A 15,693-nucleotide genomic window follows, 5' to 3' on the forward strand; every position below is an offset into this window, starting at 1 on the left:
TCCGTAATGGAACAATGGAAAGATGGTATTGTAACCTCGAAAGATCAACTGGTCGAGATGGTGGGGGTTCCTCATAAAACAGTCGTGCATAAGAACATTTCGTTTATCGACGCGCATATCGAGAATTATTTGGCGATGTCGACGCTCTTCTTTATTTCTTCATCTTCATTAAGCGGTCAGGCTGATGTTTCCCCGCGCGGAGACGAGCCCGGCTTTGTGAAAGTGATGGACAAGAAAAAGCTCATCTTTCCGGACCGTCCGGGGAACCGGCGCCTGGATTCTTTGAACAACATTGTGGAAAACCCGCAAGTCGGCATGATTTTTATTATTCCCGGCTTAAACGACGTGCTCCGGATTAACGGAAAGGCGTGGATTACGCGCAACGAGGAATTGTTGAACCAATTCCAGTGGAAGGGAAAAACAACCCGCATGGGTGTGATCGTCGAAGTGGATGAGTGTTTTATCCATTGTCCGAGAGCGTTTAATAAGGCTGATCTTTGGAAATCGGAAGCATGGCCGTCCAAGGAGCAAATGCCGAACCTGATCGAGATGTGGAAGGCGCATGTGGCGTTGAACGGCATTACAGCCGACGAGTAGATAGAAGGAGCGACCCTCGATGACAGACATTCGAATCGGCGGGAAAACGGCAGGTGAGTGGGAAGCGGAATTCCCTTTGCTGCAGGAACTTATTTCAACCCGGGAGGTATTGTGGCTTAATTCCAGGTATGAAGCGTTCGAAAGCGGAAATAAGCAAATGTCGATCAATGAATCGGATATACGAGATGCTGAAGAGAGGTTGCGGCGATTCGCCCGATACATTCGCAAAGCGTTTCCCGAAACCGAACGATCCGAAGGAATTATTGAATCCCGTGTCGTCCCGATCCCGTCCATGAAACAAGCTTTGGAAGCGATGGCCGATCAAACCATGGACGGACGTTTCCTCCTGAAATGCGACAGCCATCTCCCTATATCAGGCTCTATTAAAGCAAGAGGCGGTATCTATGAGGTTCTGAAACACGCGGAGGATTTATTGCTCCAGCATCGACTGCTGACGGTGAATGACGATTACTCGGTTTTGGCTCGCGACTATTTCCGGAATTTCTTCGCCCGTTACTCTATCTCGGTAGGCTCGACCGGCAATTTGGGTCTGAGTATCGGAATCATCAGCGCCAAGCTGGGCTTTCAAGTGACCGTGCATATGTCAAGCGATGCAAAACAGTGGAAAAAAGATTTGCTGCGTAGCAAAGGAGCCCGGGTCGTCGAACATTCATCGGACTATAGCGCGGCTGTTGAGCAGGGAAGGCGTCAAGCTGAGTCGGATCCGGATTGCTATTTCATTGACGATGAGAACTCCCGCCATTTGTTCCTGGGTTATTCCGTTGCTGCGCTGCGGCTCCAAAAACAATTGGAGGATCTGAATATCACAGTGGATGAGGATCATCCCCTATTTGTCTATTTGCCGTGCGGAGTAGGCGGAGGTCCCGGAGGCGTCGCCTTCGGACTGAAATGGGTGTACGGGAACCATGTCCATTGTTTTTTTGCCGAACCGACCCATTCCCCGTGCATGCTGCTCGGAATGATGACGGGTCTTCATGACAACGTATCGGTTCAGGATTTTGGAATCGATAATGTGACAGAAGCGGACGGACTCGCGGTCGGCAGACCTTCCGGGTTTGTCGGACGAACGATTGAGCCGTTCTTGAGCGGCATTTACACCGTAAACGACGACAACTTGCATCAGTTGCTGCGAGGAATGGCCGATACGGAGAACATTCGTCTGGAGCCCTCTGCGCTGGCCGGTGTTTACGGGCCGATTCAACTGTTGACTGCCCCTGCAGGGAAACAATATCTGAATCGCCATGCTCTTGAGGACAAATTGAAGAACGCGACCCACCTTGCTTGGGCTACCGGCGGAGGCATGGTGCCTGAGGTGATCATGGACGAATACTACCGTAAAGGATTGGAGCTGTCTTTGTGAATCTTGAAACGGTATGGCAGGAAATGAAATCCGTATGCTGGCGAAATGGCATGAACAATTAGAGAACATGTTTGACCAGATGGTCGCGTGGAGACGACATTTGCTTCAGTATCCCGAGCTTTCCTTTCAAGAAGTTGAAACTCCAAGAATGATCGCTTCAATATTAGAAAGCTATGGTATTGAAGTTCGCAGAAATGTTGGAGGAAGAGGCGTCGTAGGTAAAATAGTAGGTGGTAGGCCAGGAAAAACGATCGCCTTGCGCGCCGACTTCGATGCTCTGCCGATTCAGGACGAGAAGGACGTTCCCTATAAATCGACGGTGCCAGGCGTGATGCATGCATGCAGCCATGACGGCCATACCGCAATCTTGCTGGCGGTGGCAAAGGTATTGAGCGAACATCTGGAGCAACTGGCCGGGAACGTTGTGCTGCTGCATCAGCATGCCGAGGAGGTTGCTCCGGGCGGGGCCATCGCGATGATTGAGGACGGTTGTCTCGAAGGCGTGGATGTCGTTTTCGGCACTCCTTTGGACTCCCAACCCCCCTTGGCATTTATGAATACAAAAGCGGGCCTTCTGCGGCTGCAGCCGACGTGTTTGAAATCAAAGTTCAAGGGCGCGGCGGACATGGCGCTTCACCGCACGAAACCGTCGATGCCGTTGTGGCAGGAGCGCAAATCGTTGGCCGCCTTCAAACGATCATCAGCAGACACGTGAATCTGATGAAACCGGCTGTCGTTACAATCGGTTCTTTCAATGCCGGCAACGCAGTGAACGTAATTGCAGATACTGCCGTTCTGAAAGGAATCGTCAGAACCTTTGATCCGGACGTGCGGGATGATATTGAACAGGAGTTCAAACATATTGTCGCGAGTGTTTGCACCAGTTTCCGTGTAAGCTGTGAGATCGAATATACGAAAGGTTACCCGGCACTTGTGAATCACGAAGAAGAAGCGGACGTGTTTGCGAATTTGATCCGAAATACCGTTAAAGAAGGAATTCTGGAGACAGCGAGCCCGACAATGGGCAGCGAGGATTTTGCTTATTATCTGCTTCATAAGCCGGGAATGTTCTTTAATACCGGCGCCGGAAATGCCGACGATGCAAGTTACGCGCATCATCATCCCAAATTTGATATTGATGAAAAAGCGATGATTTATGCCGGGAAAGCGATGCTGAGCCTGGTGCATCATTACACGTCAGCGTAATTACAACAGTTATTCAACCGAATCGCTTGTTTCTGATGAAAAGGGGATAATCTTGTATGTTTCGATTTCATGAGGTGAAAGCAGGGGTATTGCAGGTTTCGGAATTGAGCATACCGGCGAAGGCGATCACTTGCATCATAGGGGAAAGCGGAAGCGGAAAGACGACGCTGCTGAGGCTGCTCAACGTTCTGGACAATCCTGAAGAAGGCGAGATCTGGTTCGACGGCGTTTCCTTGAATGAGGTTAATCCTGTCGAATGGCGGCGTAAAGCCGTAATGGTGCCCCAGTCTCCGGTGATGTTCAAGGGAACGGTTGAGGACAATTTGCAAGTCGGACGGCGCTTTGCAGGCCAGCCGGCCGCAACCCAGGAACAGATGATGCAGGCCTTGTTTCTGTTCAGTCTCGACAAGGAGCTGTCCCAAGCTGCGGACAATCTCTCGGGAGGAGAAAAACAGCGTTTGGCGCTGGCGAGGGCGGTTCTGATGGAACCGTTCGTCCTGCTGCTGGATGAACCGACATCCGCACTCGATGAAGCGACAGCCGATACGCTAATGCAGCGATTATCCGCCTATACCCGCGAGAGGAACGTCACAGTCGTCATGATTACACACTCCCGCACAATCGCTCAAACTTACGCCGATTTCACCGTAGAGGTGAAAAATGGAATTCCGCACATGAACGGAGGTCTCCAACATGCAAGAAACGGTTGACCTGGCGTTCTGGCAATTAGGCGTGGCGTACTTGTTCGTGCTTCTGCTCATTGCGATTGTGCGCATTAAAGGAATTCCGCGCGAGAAAGAAATAGGGATCGCTTCGATTCGAATGGTCCTGCAGTTGATTCTTGTCGGATACCTGCTGGAATATGTGTTTCGATTCTCGCATCCGTCATTAACGATCTTGCTCGTGGCCGTTATGCTGACTTTCGCCATCCGTACCGTGTTCAAACGGGAGAAAGGCAAATTGTCCCTGCAAATGAAACGCATCATTGCCATCTCGATGAGTTCCGGCATCATTGCAAGTCTCGCCGTCTTTATTCTTGTCGTGGTTGGAATGAAGCCTTGGTACGACCCCAGATATGTCATTCCGATCGCCGGGATGATCATCGGCAATTCGATGACCGGCATCGCGCTCGGTCTCCACTCGATGATCGAAAATATGCAGGCTCAGAAAGCAAAGGTTGAAGCGGCGCTTATGCTGGGCGCAACGCCGGGAACGGCGGCTCGCGATATCGTCAATCAAGCATTTGATGCCGCCATGCTGCCGACCATCAATTCCATGGTCGGAATGGGCATCATTTCATTGCCTGGCATGATGACCGGCCAAATTTTGTCGGGCACCTCTCCAATTGTCGCGGTGGAATACCAAATTGCCATTATGCTCGGCATCGTCGGCAGTGTTTCGTTATCTGTTCTTCTGTTTTTGCAGCTTGGCTACCGGACGTTCTTTAATCATCGCAGCCAGTTGCGTAAACATCAATGAACGGATCGTTTCCAGTCACGATCACGATGATTGAAAATTCACTTCAGCTTCTGTGGTCAAGGTGAATGGGGCGCTGCTCGATTTGCCGAAGAACGTAAACGCGGATCCTTACGGAGATGGCTGGATCGCCGAGGTCCAGAAAGCGGGACGCCGCGAAACCAGTGGCGGCGCTGTTTACCCCCGAACAATACGAAGCCAAAGTAATAAGGATTGCTGGAGGAGGAGCATTCGATGCGGTTCAAGCATGTGTTTTCCATTATCGGTCCGGTTATGGTCGGGCCGTCGAGCTCGCATACTGCCGGGGCGGTGCGCATCGGCCGTGTTGCCCGTCAACTGCTCGGACAAAAGCCGGAGCAGGCGGTCGTTACGTTGTATGGCTCTTTTGCGGAGACTTATTCGGGCCACGGCACGGATCTCGCGATCGTCGGGGGGCTGCTCGATTTCGGCACCGACGATGAACGAATTCCGGACGCTTATGTGGAGGCGGATAAGGCAGGGTTGCGAGTTGAGTTTCGTCAGGGTGAGGAATTCCGTCCCCATCCCAATTTCGCCGAAATTGCGGTGTTCGCCGGCGGTCGGGAGGTAAAAGTAAGCGGAGCTTCGATCGGCGGAGGCAATATCGAGATTCATTCGATGAACGGCTTCGCCGCCAACTGCTCGGGCTATTACCCGACACTCGTTATATCCCACGACGACCGGGTAGGGGTGCTGGCCTCGATTACAGGAGCGGTAAGCGGTGCCAGATTGAATATCGGCTTTATGAACGTCGACCGCAAAGAAAGAAGCGGTGCGGCGATGACGGTGATCGAATGCGACCGAAGACCGGATGGGGAACTGCTCGACGCAATCTCCCGTCTGCCGCATATCAACGAGGTGACCGTCATCGATCTGACTTAGCGGACTCGTGGATAACTTGTATTCAATACGGCAGCCTGGCTGCCGTATTAGAAACGCGGCTTTTTTGCCATATACTTTTACACAAAACCCGTATTTTATACATATGTCCATAAAGAGCTTCAAAGCCTTACTAAGACTGGATTTGTATATGGTGTCATACACCATATACGCTCCCTTTTTAATTGTTTAGATGTTCATATAGTCTCTCCAAGCTAGCTAAAGCCTCTTCATGTGATTTTTTCTGAAATAAAGCAGCTAATTGGGTCAACTGTTCTTTACGCTGAGCTAATCCACTTGGAGTTAGTAAAGATAAGTTTCGTTCAGCTACTTGAAGAACCTCACGATCAACATCGGAAGCATAAATATTATTAATTCGATGACCGTGCATTAGCCCAATTACAGTTAACATATAGGCTCCTCCACAGCAGGGATCATATAAGGAATAAGGACCTTTATTGCCTTTTATTTCGAGTAATCTGAAGCATCTTTGAATGATTTCACTGGCTAATCTTACTGGAAACGAGGTTGTGCCATAGGCATTGTACAGTACCCTTCCACTTGCGAAGTCTTCATAATTTTGGTCGTATTTCTCATACAAGTATTCCATTATTAAAACTCCGTTGGAAGGGCTAGCAAGCTATCACGAAGTTCGGCATAGGCATCCGTATAGCCCATTTTGGCATAGAATCGCATGCCATCCAGACCCTTGAAGTATCTGGCCCCGGTAAGCCTCGCTTCAAAGTTATGAATCGGTTTACCTATCTGCTCAGCATGAATACGGAATGCCTCTGCCACATCTCTCCCTGGAATAGCATCTTCAATCGTCGCTATATCAATGAGAAAATCACCGTATAACGGATTGGAATCGATAATGCCCGTGATCCTTCTACCATCTGATAGAATGTTCCAAGCATGACAATCGTTATGAACAAAGTGGCGGTAAGGTGCATTGTATTTGCTAAACGTTAGCAGCCGGCCGAAGCATTCATTGAAGACGTCTCGTTCCAAGCAGGTGGTATGAAAGAGATCGTGCCAGTTTTCCCAGAATGTTCCTGTCTGATCTTCAGCAAAAAATGTCTGGATATAGTCTAGCCATGAGGGAAAATCGCCGTTGCCATCCTCCCTCACTGCCCCGAATCCGGTTGTTGTTTCAGGCAATCGAACCTGATTCATTACAGTAATTGATTGAACTAAATCTGAAAGCATATTAACCTTCTGTTCGGGTAAACAATCAGCCAGCACATTACCTGGTATACGCTCTGAAATGCAGTAACGATATCTCCCCACAGTACCTTGCCCTATCATTTTTGGATAGCGTACACCTTGAGTGGAGAGTAAGTCAGCAATGTACTGCTCCCTTAGGTAACCTCCCTCCTCGGCTTGATTAAACAGAATGACATACTCAGACCCTTTCATTGTAAAGTAATAGACGGTACTAAAATTTCCATTTTCGCCAACTGCGGATACTTCCTGAGCAGGACACCCCCAGTGTTGCTGCAATACAGTTTGAACAGTTGTAATAGATATATCGGGCTTGTTAGGTCCCATGTTACTGCCTCCTTAGTGCTTTTAGTTTTCTCCACGCATAACTTCCTTTTATTACGTGTGTTTACATGTTGGGAAGGCTTCTTCCCAAATCTATGTCTTAGACAGATGCAGCTTTTTGGAATGTTTGTATGAAACCTTTCATTCAAGAGGTTTCAATTGAAATAAAATAGTAAATGGAAATAGAAAAGCCGTGGATGAACAATTCGTTCACCCACGGCTTTCTTTCCGTAGACATGCCTAAGAAGAACCAGCTGTCGCCGTCCTAAAGCATTCCATACGGATGCAGTGATGATGATTTGTTTCATAACGGAGTACACGAACGACGACATGTCAAAGCATACCCTACCTAGTTAAGTAGTGTGCCTCGGTCACGCTCATGTAATATTAGGTTAGATTAACCTTTAATTTCCGTCAGAAACACCATCATCATCATCATCACTGCACGTATCCCACCATTCAACTATTTTGACACAATTATAAAACATATATTGGAATAGTCAACAATTATATTTTTTGATGAGATAATCATCGTTTTCATCTCAGCTAGCTTAGTGAATTACAACTAAGCTGCCTGCTTACATGTTTGTCATATATGCGTCTTCAAAAATGTCACTCAATGTTATAACTTTCAAATTGACTTTTTAACCAATGCTGATTCTGAGTTGCAATATATTGCTCCATTTCTATCAGTAACTCCACTAAATCGGCCTTAGTAAGCTGCATATATCGTTGCCTAAGGAGATACTTTTATTACTGTAACAGTAAAACTGTTACCCTTCTGTTTTACAACACTCAACAACTCACCAGTGAATTTTGTAAATTTGTTATTCACTACATGTTCGTTTTTTGAAGCACAGCCACAACATAAACAAAGAATGAGAGCAATCAATATAATTTTAGTTTTCATTTGATCCCCCCCTTTGCTCTTCTTCAATTTATCAACCGGACTTCAATCTTTTAACCACTATCTACATTTTACCACATACTGGAACTATCCTGCCCTTTACTTCAACAATAAACCGGCAGCAGATAAGTGATCTGCTGCCGGTTCTTGTTTTGAACTATTGTTTCACGTTAACTTAAAGATAAAGAGGCTTTATTATCATCCGGTAGACTCCTGCCTCACCGAGAAAATCATTCCTTGTTAATCCTTTTTCTCCAAGCATTATCCGATAATTCGTTATAGTACCATCATGCGAGATAATAAATACTCTCTTATAACTTTCCGGGATCCAATCTGGCTAAAGTATACCACGATGAAAAAACAGCTCGATTTCATATGAGATCGAGCTGTCAGCCTGTTGACGAACTGTTACGAGATTTACGTTCCCGCACTCGAAAGCTCGCTTTCTGTGACCCATTGATGATTCTTCACCATTTCCCCGCCCGTAGTCGGCATATAGTCAACCATGTATACCGTTGTTTGTTCGGCCGAATCAATGGAAGCCGTTGCGCCATTCATTCCTTTCATATGATCAGCCTGCAAAACAACTTTATCCCCAGGTTTAAATGGTTTTTCACCGGCGTTCTTCATTTCCTCATGAATCACCCATTTATGATTAGTCACCTTTTTGCCGCCGGTAGTCGGGGTATACGACACGGCATAAACTGTTGTAATATAGGCCCTTACGATCGTTGCCTTGGCTCCCTTCATCCCTTCCATGTGATCTGCTTTAATTGTCGCCTGGCTTCCCACCTTAAAGGTTGGATTTTCTGCCTCTTTCAGACCTGAAGGAACTTCACCGGAACTGGAGTGGTTCATACCGCTCATATCCGAATTGGACATGGAATTGCTGCCATTCTGACTCATGTTCGCCGGATTCTCATTGCTTGTTTTTTTTCCGCATCCACTTAAAGCAAAAACGACCAGGACAGCGATACCGATTAAAACCAATTGCTTTTTCATTTTCTATAACAACTCCTCAGCATGTTCAATTTGACTTCCAAAATCCAGTCTTATTTTCTAACCCCTTTGCTGGCGACCCTATGCCACGCAGCGCCGCTATCTTTCGTAATGTAGACATCTTTTTTTTCCGTAACAATAGCTAGCTCCTCTGGACTCACCGGATTTTGCGCGATAAAAGCAATCCCACCCTGACTTGGCGTTATGATCATTGCCATTTGCTTGGTCACGGCGTTGACTTTAAAAAGTTTTGCATCCCGACCGGAAGTAGCTACCAAAATGTCGCCGGAATTCAAAACAGTAATAGCCGAAACCGGATGTTGTATTTGAAAGGCGGTAAACGTCTGCCCATTGTCCTTTGAAAAATAAGCGCCTTCTGTCGTGCCTACAACAACCACCGATTTCTCTGTAGGATGAGCTGCAATCGCCGTAATTTGGCCTTGGAGACCTGCCATAGGGCTGTTTGTCCAGGTCTGCCCCTCATCCTGACTGTAATAGAGTCCGGACCGTTTCATTTTCGAGTTGGGCTGCGGATTCAGCACGTATAACGTATGCGTTTGATAACCTACGGCCATACCATGGAGATCAACCTCTCCCTCCAACGCCAAAACCGTGATCGATTTACCTTCATTCGTACTTTTGATGAGACCGAGCGGATTTTTATAAGTCGAACCTGGTGCTGGATGTCCACTACTATAGAATCCGTTATCTGCCGCGGCGAACCCCATATAATCGTGCTTGTCTCCGGGACCATCGCTCCACTTGCCATCTGCATAAACACTTAATCCGTTGTGAACGGGAATTAACAGACGTTTTCCGTCCGGGGAATACCCTAAGCCGTGAACATGCATAAAAGCCGAATCAGTATGGGATGTATGATCCGGTTCCTCGCTCGTCTTTTTCGAGCATGCTACAGTCCCGAAGGAGAGGACAACAAACAGTGTCAACACCAATATTTTCTTCAAAAAACATTCCCCCTGAACGCCCTAAAAAAGATATTCCAAGTGTCCCCTACTTATTTCCAAACGATACGATTGGCTTGAATATGTTAAGTGTAACTCCCACTTATATAGAACTTGTGTAGAAAGTTTAAATTACACTTAGAGGCCGGATATAAAACGTAGTAAGATGCAGACTTTCTACCCCTATTTGCCCCTTGAGGGTAGCTAACTTCTACTTCAAGCATTGTTTTAAGTTTCTAGGAAATTACTTATCGAAAAGAAAGAGCCAAGGGATAACCCTTCGCTCTTATTCATTTCGAACTGTTAATTCGGAGTGGTTGATGTTTTGAGTCTTGACAGGCGATACATCTGCCCGATTCCTGATATTTGTTCCCCTATGGCTTTTGACCCGTTGAGTCATGGGAGTGAAAATCTAAAGTCGAGCAGTTCCGCCGCCCGACTCCAGACGGGATGTTCCGCCTTTATTCATTTAATAAGCCACTCTTCTTGCGGTAAGAAATTTCCTCGACCAATATCCTTTATTTACGTTTGTGATATGAACACCTTTTTTATTGGAAAAGGTATTGATCATTTTTCCGCCGCCAATATAAATTCCTACATGACCAACCGTTTTATCCGATTTAAATCGGCCTGGAACCGAGAAAAAAACCAGATCACCTTTTCTTAACTTTTTCCTGCTTACATAAACACCTTGTTTCGCTTGATTTCGAGAAATTCTTTTTAGTTTAACTCCATACTTTCCAAATATATACTGCGTATAAGAAGAACAATCAAACACTTTGCTAATCGGATACGGCTTTGCACCAAATACATATCGTACCCCCAAATATTTTTTTGATGTTCTTATTAAAGCATTTATGTCAATGTTTTTTATAGCTGCCGGGATACTCACTTCTTCATTCATTTGTTTCCAAACACTTTGATTTTCTTCATTTCGAAACGGATCTTCAGGATCGTCCTGAAAAAAAGGCTCTACACCAGTTGAGGATTGATCTTCAGACTCCATTTCATCCAAATTGGACTCATCTGCGTTTATAGGATGCAGGAACAATTCATTTCCCTCGACCGTATAGTGGATGTCTTGCTGAAAGAGATCCGTCAACAATGCGACAGGCGCATAGGGTTTTCCATTCCACATAATGGGTGCATCCGAAAGCTTAATTTCTTCCTCTTCTTTCTCTGCTTTAGTGGAATTCATCGTTAATTTATAAAATACATCAATATCTCCAATATCAAATGTTTTTGTTTTTGGTTCGAACATTGATTTATAACCTATTGAGTGAATCACTTCCTGTAAAGGGAAATATTCCTTCTGTCCAATAGTCACTAAAGAAATTCGAACAACATTTGAAGAGAAATCCAATGACCTTAAATTATTTCCTGTGGCTGAGCCCTTTATATTTTGCTGTTCAAAATTGTTGCCTGGTTTATTGTTTTGATTGTTGTTCCCTGTACAACCGCTTTGCAAAAGTAAAGCGGCTATAAATGTTCCTGATATTAGGATCCGTATATTTTTATTCATCATCCTCTACTCCTTTGTTGAATTAGTTTCTGAGCATAGGATGTGTAAACAACATAAAAAATATGTGTAATTTCCTTGGTTTGAGTTTGTTGCGGCTGTAATATTCTTAACTCCGCTGACGTTGGGAAAAGACGGAGTATGGCCAAGGAACCGGCACACAATCCTTCAAGACCTGACGTCGCTCAGGAAAATCAACGTCAACCCAGCAATGAATTTGGTTTTTGGCACTTATGACTTACTTAACTACAAAGTCCCGGTTTGAGAGTAAGACACGCAGCTCTTCAAAAGCCTCAGGTGTGGTACGTGTGAAGGAGTAATACCCGTTGTTTATGTCGGCAATGACCAGCGCATCCTTTTTGTCGCTTTTTGAGGGCACGTTGTCGCGGTTTTCTTTGTTCTTTTTCACGAAATGTGGATTCACCAAGACGACTTCAAACTGCGATTCTGCAAGCCAGCTGGATACGTTGATTCGTCATTGGACTCACTCAATGCCTCGTACACATGCCGAGTACCACGGGTGAGCGCTTCCGAGCACACCCTTTCAATCACATCGATGGTCGGTATAATGATGTGCTGGTGACGTAACATATCTAGCAAAGCTGTCGCCAAAATCATACCTCGGTCAGTCTGCTGTGCGAGTTCGGATAGATGATGGACAAAATTACGAATATGTCGATTATGTCCACCGCGGTGCTGTTTGATAACTGATATATCCGGCTCACTCAAGGTGTAGTGCCGGATAAGCTCAATCCAACGTCTTTAAGCTGGTGTGGCTTGGGCGACCATTTTATATTAGACATTTATATAAGTTTATAATATAGTTTTATCCATGGAACCTAAAAATAACCCTAATGAGTTGAACGTTAGCGACTTTGCTCTGGTATTCGAAGATTTAACGAGGATTTTCATTCGGTTGCCGTCAATTGAAAAACTAAGCTTCACTACACTTTCCGTCCTGCACACATTGTCTCGCAAGAGCCCCATGAGGCTGACTGAGTTGACGGCTAATGAACAAATTACGCAGTCGGCAATCACACAGTTGGTGACCAGACTTGAACGAGACGGACTCGTCGAGCGCCGACCAGATCCGAATGATGGCCGGGTGGTTCAGGTGCATATTACCGCACTTGGCGCAAATGTTATTAATTCACGTCGGTTGGATCGCATGGTGCAGCTCACGAAATTCATTGAAGGACTCACTCTGGAGGAGAAAAGGGCAATTGCATCTGCAATACCCGCATTGAGACATCTGGTCGAACTAGGAAACAATTCGTAGTCTCAGTCGGGTTGCATTTCCGTTGATCTTTCCCGGGTGACGGAGGAAACAAACAAATCCAAGGAAGTGCATTCCATTCGTACAAGGAGGACCACTTATGACCACCTCTCATTTCGTGCTTGAACCCTATCCGATCAACGTATCGGATGAGTTACTTGCTGATCTTCAAAATCGTCTAAAGTCCACTAGATGGCCTCTCGATGCCGGAAATGATGACTGGTTTTACGGCGTTAGTCGGAACTATCTTGAGGGACTCATCGATTACTGGATTAACGAATTTGACTGGCGCAAATCCGAGAAGGCGATCAACGCCTACGAACACTATAAAGTAGATGTTGACGGAGTTCCTGTGCACTTTATGCGTAAACCTGGCGTGGGGCCCAACCCTGTACCATTGATCCTGTCCCATGGCTGGCCCTGGACGTTCTGGCATTGGTCCAAGGTCATTGATCCACTAGCGGACCCTGGCGCATTCGGGGGCGATCCGGCTGAAGCCTTCGACGTAATCGTGCCCTCACTTCCTGGTTTTGGATTCTCGACGCCACTGCCAAACAACCCGGACATGAACTTTTGGAAAATCGCCGATCTCTGGCATAAGCTAATGACCGATACTCTCGGCTATGCGAAATACGCGGCAGGGGGGTGCGATGTAGGTGCTCTCGTGACCGGTCAACTGGGGCACAAATATAGTGACGAGCTCTACGCAATACATATCGGGTCTGCTCTAAAACTGAGCTTTTTTAATGGAGATTGCGCTTGGGATTTCTCCCGAGGCCGTTCCATTCCCGACAACATCCCTGAGAAAATCCGATCGCAGATTTTGGAGTTTGATCGCCGTTTCGCATCGCATCTCGCCGTTCACGTTCTTGATCCCAGCACACTCGCCTACGGACTGAGCGACTCGCCAGTTGGAATGCTCGCATGGATCTTGGAACGATGGGTAAGATGGAGCGATAATCACGGTAACATCGAGAATGTCTTCTCGAAGGACGACATCCTTACTCATGCAACTATCTACTGGGTCACGAACTCCATCGAAACCTCCATTCGAGTCTACGCGAACAATAACCGATATCCATGGACACCCTCTCATAATCGCTGGCCTGTCATTGAGGCGCCAACCGGTATCACTTTTGTAGGTTATGAGAATCCGCCGGGTGTCACGACCGAAAATCGAGTACAGAATTTTCTCGACAGTGATCGCGCACAATGGTACTACCACGTCAATATTACGGCTCATGACCATGGCGGACACTTCATCCCCTGGGAAATTCCGGACAAATGGGTGGAGGACTTGCACCGTACGTTCCGAGGACACCGATAAGAGGTTCAGGATCAAGCCTTCAGGAAAGGATCACGATTCTTTGGTCGTTTAGTATTGAATTAACGGAGTATGATAGCATTCCAATTAAGCTGCGATTGCGAAAACCGGATTCCCTTTCGAGTAAAGGGGCCGGTTTTTTCATGCAATGAATTGCTTGGCGTACGATTATTTCCGATTCGTGAAGTGATTCCGTCTTTGACCATTGCTGCATAATTTTATCCTGTCACAACACGCCGTGCAGTTACATAACGTTTCTCATAATATGATTCTGACAATTTACTGATTCTGACACCTTTGCTGCTAGAAGAATGAGCAAATCTCCCCCCACCTATGTAGATACCGGCATGAGAAATCCCAATTCCATTCGTGTTAAAGAAAACAAGGTCGCCCGGACGCAGAATGTATTTCTCTACTTTCGTTCCATACTGTGCTTGTGACTTGGATGTCCGGGGAAGCTTAGTTTCAAATTGATTAAGATGTAACGAATGAACCCGGAACAATCGAACGTCTCTGCGGTCAAATATGTTTTAAACCGGGGATTACATCGTTCCACACAAGTTCTTTCGTAGTAAAGTTCCTTCCGTCTTTAGTGTCCCGATGTGGATTTGAATGGCGCCTCAAATCGCTTTTCTACTTTCCCGGATATTCGGTACCCGCATCTTTGGGTAAATGTCGAGACTAAAGGCTTAACTATCAAGCAGATAGAACGAAGGTGAGGACATTCTTTTCCATATCGAACTGTGCTAATATTATGAGTGTCTCTTCCGCGTGCCGGAGATCCTTCAAATTGAATATATTCTACGATGATGATTCCGTTAAAGTTCAATAAGCTTGTAACAAACTTGAATGTCTAGCTTCCGCTATGACCGTTAACGTCCGAAGCGATGAAAGTGCCATCGGTTGAGGTGGTCGGCGGTATCGCAAAAAAGAGGAGGATAATAATGAGAAAATTATTACTACGACGTGTGATAAAGGAGGACAAGCACATGGTTGACATGCGCCCTTACCCCGACTCAAACAATGACTCCAGCGACGATACCCGCGTGAGGTCTGACCGCGGGTCGACGCCCAGTACACCACGCTGGGTGAAAGTGTTTGGCATCATCGGCCTCGTCCTGATCCTCCTGTTTATTATCCTGCACCTCACTGGGAATAGCTTTAGTGGCCATGGGGGCCACAGACCTCCCTCCAGCGTCATAGAACAAGGATTGAAAAAACTATGACCTTAACTACCCGCTTCCGGAAGTTCGCGCTTGCCGCACATATCACTTCCTCGGTCGGTTGGCTTGGCGCAGTCGCTGGTTTCATAGCTCTTGCCGTCGCTGGTCTGAGTAGCAAGGATGCACAGATGGTGCGTGCAGCCTATCTCGGTATGGAGTTAATAGCCCGGTTTGTCATCGTCCCGTTGTGTCTCGCTGTGCCTTGATCTCTTTTTCTCTCTGATCAGGCGCAACCAAAAAAAATTGGCTTTTCCCACTATTAATTGAAAGGGAAAGATCGTTAAGCCTTAGAATACCGGATTGAACCTCCCACCGCCTATGCATCCGCTTTGAGGCGGGGGATTCCTGGGTAATCCCTTCTATCGAAAGGAAATTGAC

14 protein-coding genes and 5 pseudogenes are annotated in these 15,693 nt (G+C 46.5%); 10 read left to right on the plus strand and 9 right to left on the minus strand.

Going from position 1 to position 15,693, the window contains the following annotated elements:
* The first annotated feature begins 6 nt into the window (after positions 1-6).
* The 7 genes and pseudogenes from VN24_RS22455 to sdaAB all read left to right on the plus strand — a co-directional run bounded on the left by VN24_RS22455 (position 7) and on the right by sdaAB (position 5,560).
* Complete coding sequence (locus VN24_RS22455; RefSeq protein ID WP_045672244.1) at positions 7-597, plus strand: MSMEG_1061 family FMN-dependent PPOX-type flavoprotein; 591 nt, start codon at positions 7-9, stop codon at positions 595-597.
* A 19-nt stretch (positions 598-616) separates the two neighbouring features.
* Positions 617-1,978: a D-serine ammonia-lyase gene (locus VN24_RS22460; RefSeq protein ID WP_045672245.1), complete on the plus strand. Its 1,362-nt coding sequence runs from the start codon at positions 617-619 to the stop codon at positions 1,976-1,978.
* 79 nt (positions 1,979-2,057) lie between these two features.
* Positions 2,058-3,184 (plus strand): annotated as a pseudogene (locus tag VN24_RS22465) (M20 metallopeptidase family protein).
* Between the two features lie 56 nt (positions 3,185-3,240).
* Positions 3,241-3,894, plus strand: coding sequence for an ABC transporter ATP-binding protein (locus VN24_RS22470; RefSeq protein ID WP_045672246.1), 654 nt, complete (start codon positions 3,241-3,243; stop codon positions 3,892-3,894).
* Entirely contained in the window at positions 3,878-4,663 is a 786-nt protein-coding gene (locus VN24_RS22475; protein ID WP_045672247.1) for an ABC transporter permease, read from the plus strand. The genes VN24_RS22470 and VN24_RS22475 overlap by 17 nt, the downstream gene beginning before the upstream one ends.
* A 52-nt stretch (positions 4,664-4,715) precedes the next feature.
* Positions 4,716-4,799: pseudogene (locus VN24_RS28735) on the plus strand (glycine cleavage system protein GcvH); the annotation flags it as partial.
* Positions 4,800-4,894: 95 nt separating this feature from the next.
* A complete protein-coding gene (gene sdaAB, locus VN24_RS22480) occupies positions 4,895-5,560 on the plus strand; it encodes an L-serine ammonia-lyase, iron-sulfur-dependent subunit beta (RefSeq protein WP_045672248.1) in 666 nt (221 codons plus the stop codon).
* 178 nt (positions 5,561-5,738) lie between these two features.
* On the opposite strand, the gene VN24_RS22485 is transcribed toward sdaAB, so the two are convergent.
* From VN24_RS22485 to VN24_RS27130, 8 genes and pseudogenes are all read right to left on the minus strand, one after another.
* Positions 5,739-6,167 (minus strand): hypothetical protein, encoded by a 429-nt coding sequence (locus VN24_RS22485; RefSeq protein WP_052703091.1) that lies wholly within the window; start codon positions 6,165-6,167, stop codon positions 5,739-5,741.
* A 2-nt stretch (positions 6,168-6,169) separates the two neighbouring features.
* Entirely contained in the window at positions 6,170-7,108 is a 939-nt protein-coding gene (locus VN24_RS22490; RefSeq protein WP_045672249.1) for a phosphotransferase family protein, read from the minus strand.
* 733 nt (positions 7,109-7,841) lie between these two features.
* Positions 7,842-8,015 carry a hypothetical protein gene (locus VN24_RS27755; protein ID WP_158453702.1) on the minus strand — a complete coding sequence of 58 codons (174 nt, stop codon included), beginning with the start codon at positions 8,013-8,015 and terminating at the stop codon, positions 7,842-7,844.
* A 414-nt stretch (positions 8,016-8,429) separates the two neighbouring features.
* Entirely contained in the window at positions 8,430-9,014 is a 585-nt protein-coding gene (locus tag VN24_RS22495; RefSeq protein WP_045672250.1) for a YdhK family protein, read from the minus strand.
* 50 nt (positions 9,015-9,064) lie between these two features.
* Positions 9,065-9,976 carry a F510_1955 family glycosylhydrolase gene (locus tag VN24_RS22500; RefSeq protein WP_148505292.1) on the minus strand — a complete coding sequence of 304 codons (912 nt, stop codon included), beginning with the start codon at positions 9,974-9,976 and terminating at the stop codon, positions 9,065-9,067.
* A gap of 466 nt (positions 9,977-10,442) precedes the next feature.
* Entirely contained in the window at positions 10,443-11,498 is a 1,056-nt protein-coding gene (locus VN24_RS26575; RefSeq protein WP_082084030.1) for a C40 family peptidase, read from the minus strand.
* Positions 11,499-11,584: 86 nt separating this feature from the next.
* Positions 11,585-11,964 (minus strand): annotated as a pseudogene (locus VN24_RS27125) (IS110 family transposase); the annotation flags it as partial.
* 11 nt (positions 11,965-11,975) lie between these two features.
* Positions 11,976-12,242 (minus strand): annotated as a pseudogene (locus VN24_RS27130) (DUF4158 domain-containing protein); the annotation flags it as partial.
* A gap of 82 nt (positions 12,243-12,324) precedes the next feature.
* Here VN24_RS27130 and VN24_RS22510 point away from each other — a divergent pair.
* Together VN24_RS22510 and VN24_RS22515 are read left to right on the plus strand one after the other, a co-directional pair.
* Complete coding sequence (locus VN24_RS22510; RefSeq protein WP_045672251.1) at positions 12,325-12,771, plus strand: MarR family winged helix-turn-helix transcriptional regulator; 447 nt, start codon at positions 12,325-12,327, stop codon at positions 12,769-12,771.
* A gap of 97 nt (positions 12,772-12,868) precedes the next feature.
* Positions 12,869-14,095, plus strand: coding sequence for an epoxide hydrolase family protein (locus VN24_RS22515; RefSeq protein ID WP_045672252.1), 1,227 nt, complete (start codon positions 12,869-12,871; stop codon positions 14,093-14,095).
* 215 nt (positions 14,096-14,310) lie between these two features.
* Here the strand turns inward: VN24_RS22515 and VN24_RS27135 are convergent.
* A pseudogene (locus tag VN24_RS27135) lies at positions 14,311-14,612 on the minus strand (C40 family peptidase); the annotation flags it as partial.
* Between the two features lie 424 nt (positions 14,613-15,036).
* Between VN24_RS27135 and VN24_RS22520 the strand changes: the two are divergent.
* Positions 15,037-15,318, plus strand: a complete 282-nt coding sequence (locus tag VN24_RS22520) for a hypothetical protein (RefSeq protein ID WP_045672253.1) — start codon at positions 15,037-15,039, stop codon at positions 15,316-15,318.
* The last annotated feature ends 375 nt before the right edge of the window (positions 15,319-15,693 follow it).

Source organism: Paenibacillus beijingensis, from assembly GCF_000961095.1.
GTDB lineage: Bacteria > Bacillota > Bacilli > Paenibacillales > Paenibacillaceae > Paenibacillus_O > Paenibacillus_O beijingensis.

Excerpts from the sequence above, each read along its gene's own strand:
- VN24_RS22515 (WP_045672252.1), top strand. The coding sequence starts at position 12,869 with ATGACCACCTCTCATTTCGTGCTTGAACCCTATCCGATCAACGTATCG.
- VN24_RS22520 (WP_045672253.1), top strand. The coding sequence starts at position 15,037 with ATGAGAAAATTATTACTACGACGTGTGATAAAGGAGGACAAGCACATG.
- VN24_RS26575 (WP_082084030.1), bottom strand. The coding sequence starts at position 11,498 with ATGATGAATAAAAATATACGGATCCTAATATCAGGAACATTTATAGCC.
- VN24_RS22475 (WP_045672247.1), top strand. The coding sequence starts at position 3,878 with ATGCAAGAAACGGTTGACCTGGCGTTCTGGCAATTAGGCGTGGCGTAC.
- VN24_RS22455 (WP_045672244.1), top strand. The coding sequence starts at position 7 with ATGGAACAATGGAAAGATGGTATTGTAACCTCGAAAGATCAACTGGTC.
- VN24_RS22490 (WP_045672249.1), bottom strand. The coding sequence starts at position 7,108 with ATGGGACCTAACAAGCCCGATATATCTATTACAACTGTTCAAACTGTA.
- VN24_RS22510 (WP_045672251.1), top strand. The coding sequence starts at position 12,325 with ATGGAACCTAAAAATAACCCTAATGAGTTGAACGTTAGCGACTTTGCT.
- VN24_RS22495 (WP_045672250.1), bottom strand. The coding sequence starts at position 9,014 with ATGAAAAAGCAATTGGTTTTAATCGGTATCGCTGTCCTGGTCGTTTTT.
- VN24_RS22485 (WP_052703091.1), bottom strand. The coding sequence starts at position 6,167 with ATGGAATACTTGTATGAGAAATACGACCAAAATTATGAAGACTTCGCA.
- VN24_RS22470 (WP_045672246.1), top strand. The coding sequence starts at position 3,241 with ATGTTTCGATTTCATGAGGTGAAAGCAGGGGTATTGCAGGTTTCGGAA.
- sdaAB (WP_045672248.1), top strand. The coding sequence starts at position 4,895 with ATGCGGTTCAAGCATGTGTTTTCCATTATCGGTCCGGTTATGGTCGGG.
- VN24_RS27755 (WP_158453702.1), bottom strand. The coding sequence starts at position 8,015 with ATGAAAACTAAAATTATATTGATTGCTCTCATTCTTTGTTTATGTTGT.
- VN24_RS22460 (WP_045672245.1), top strand. The coding sequence starts at position 617 with ATGACAGACATTCGAATCGGCGGGAAAACGGCAGGTGAGTGGGAAGCG.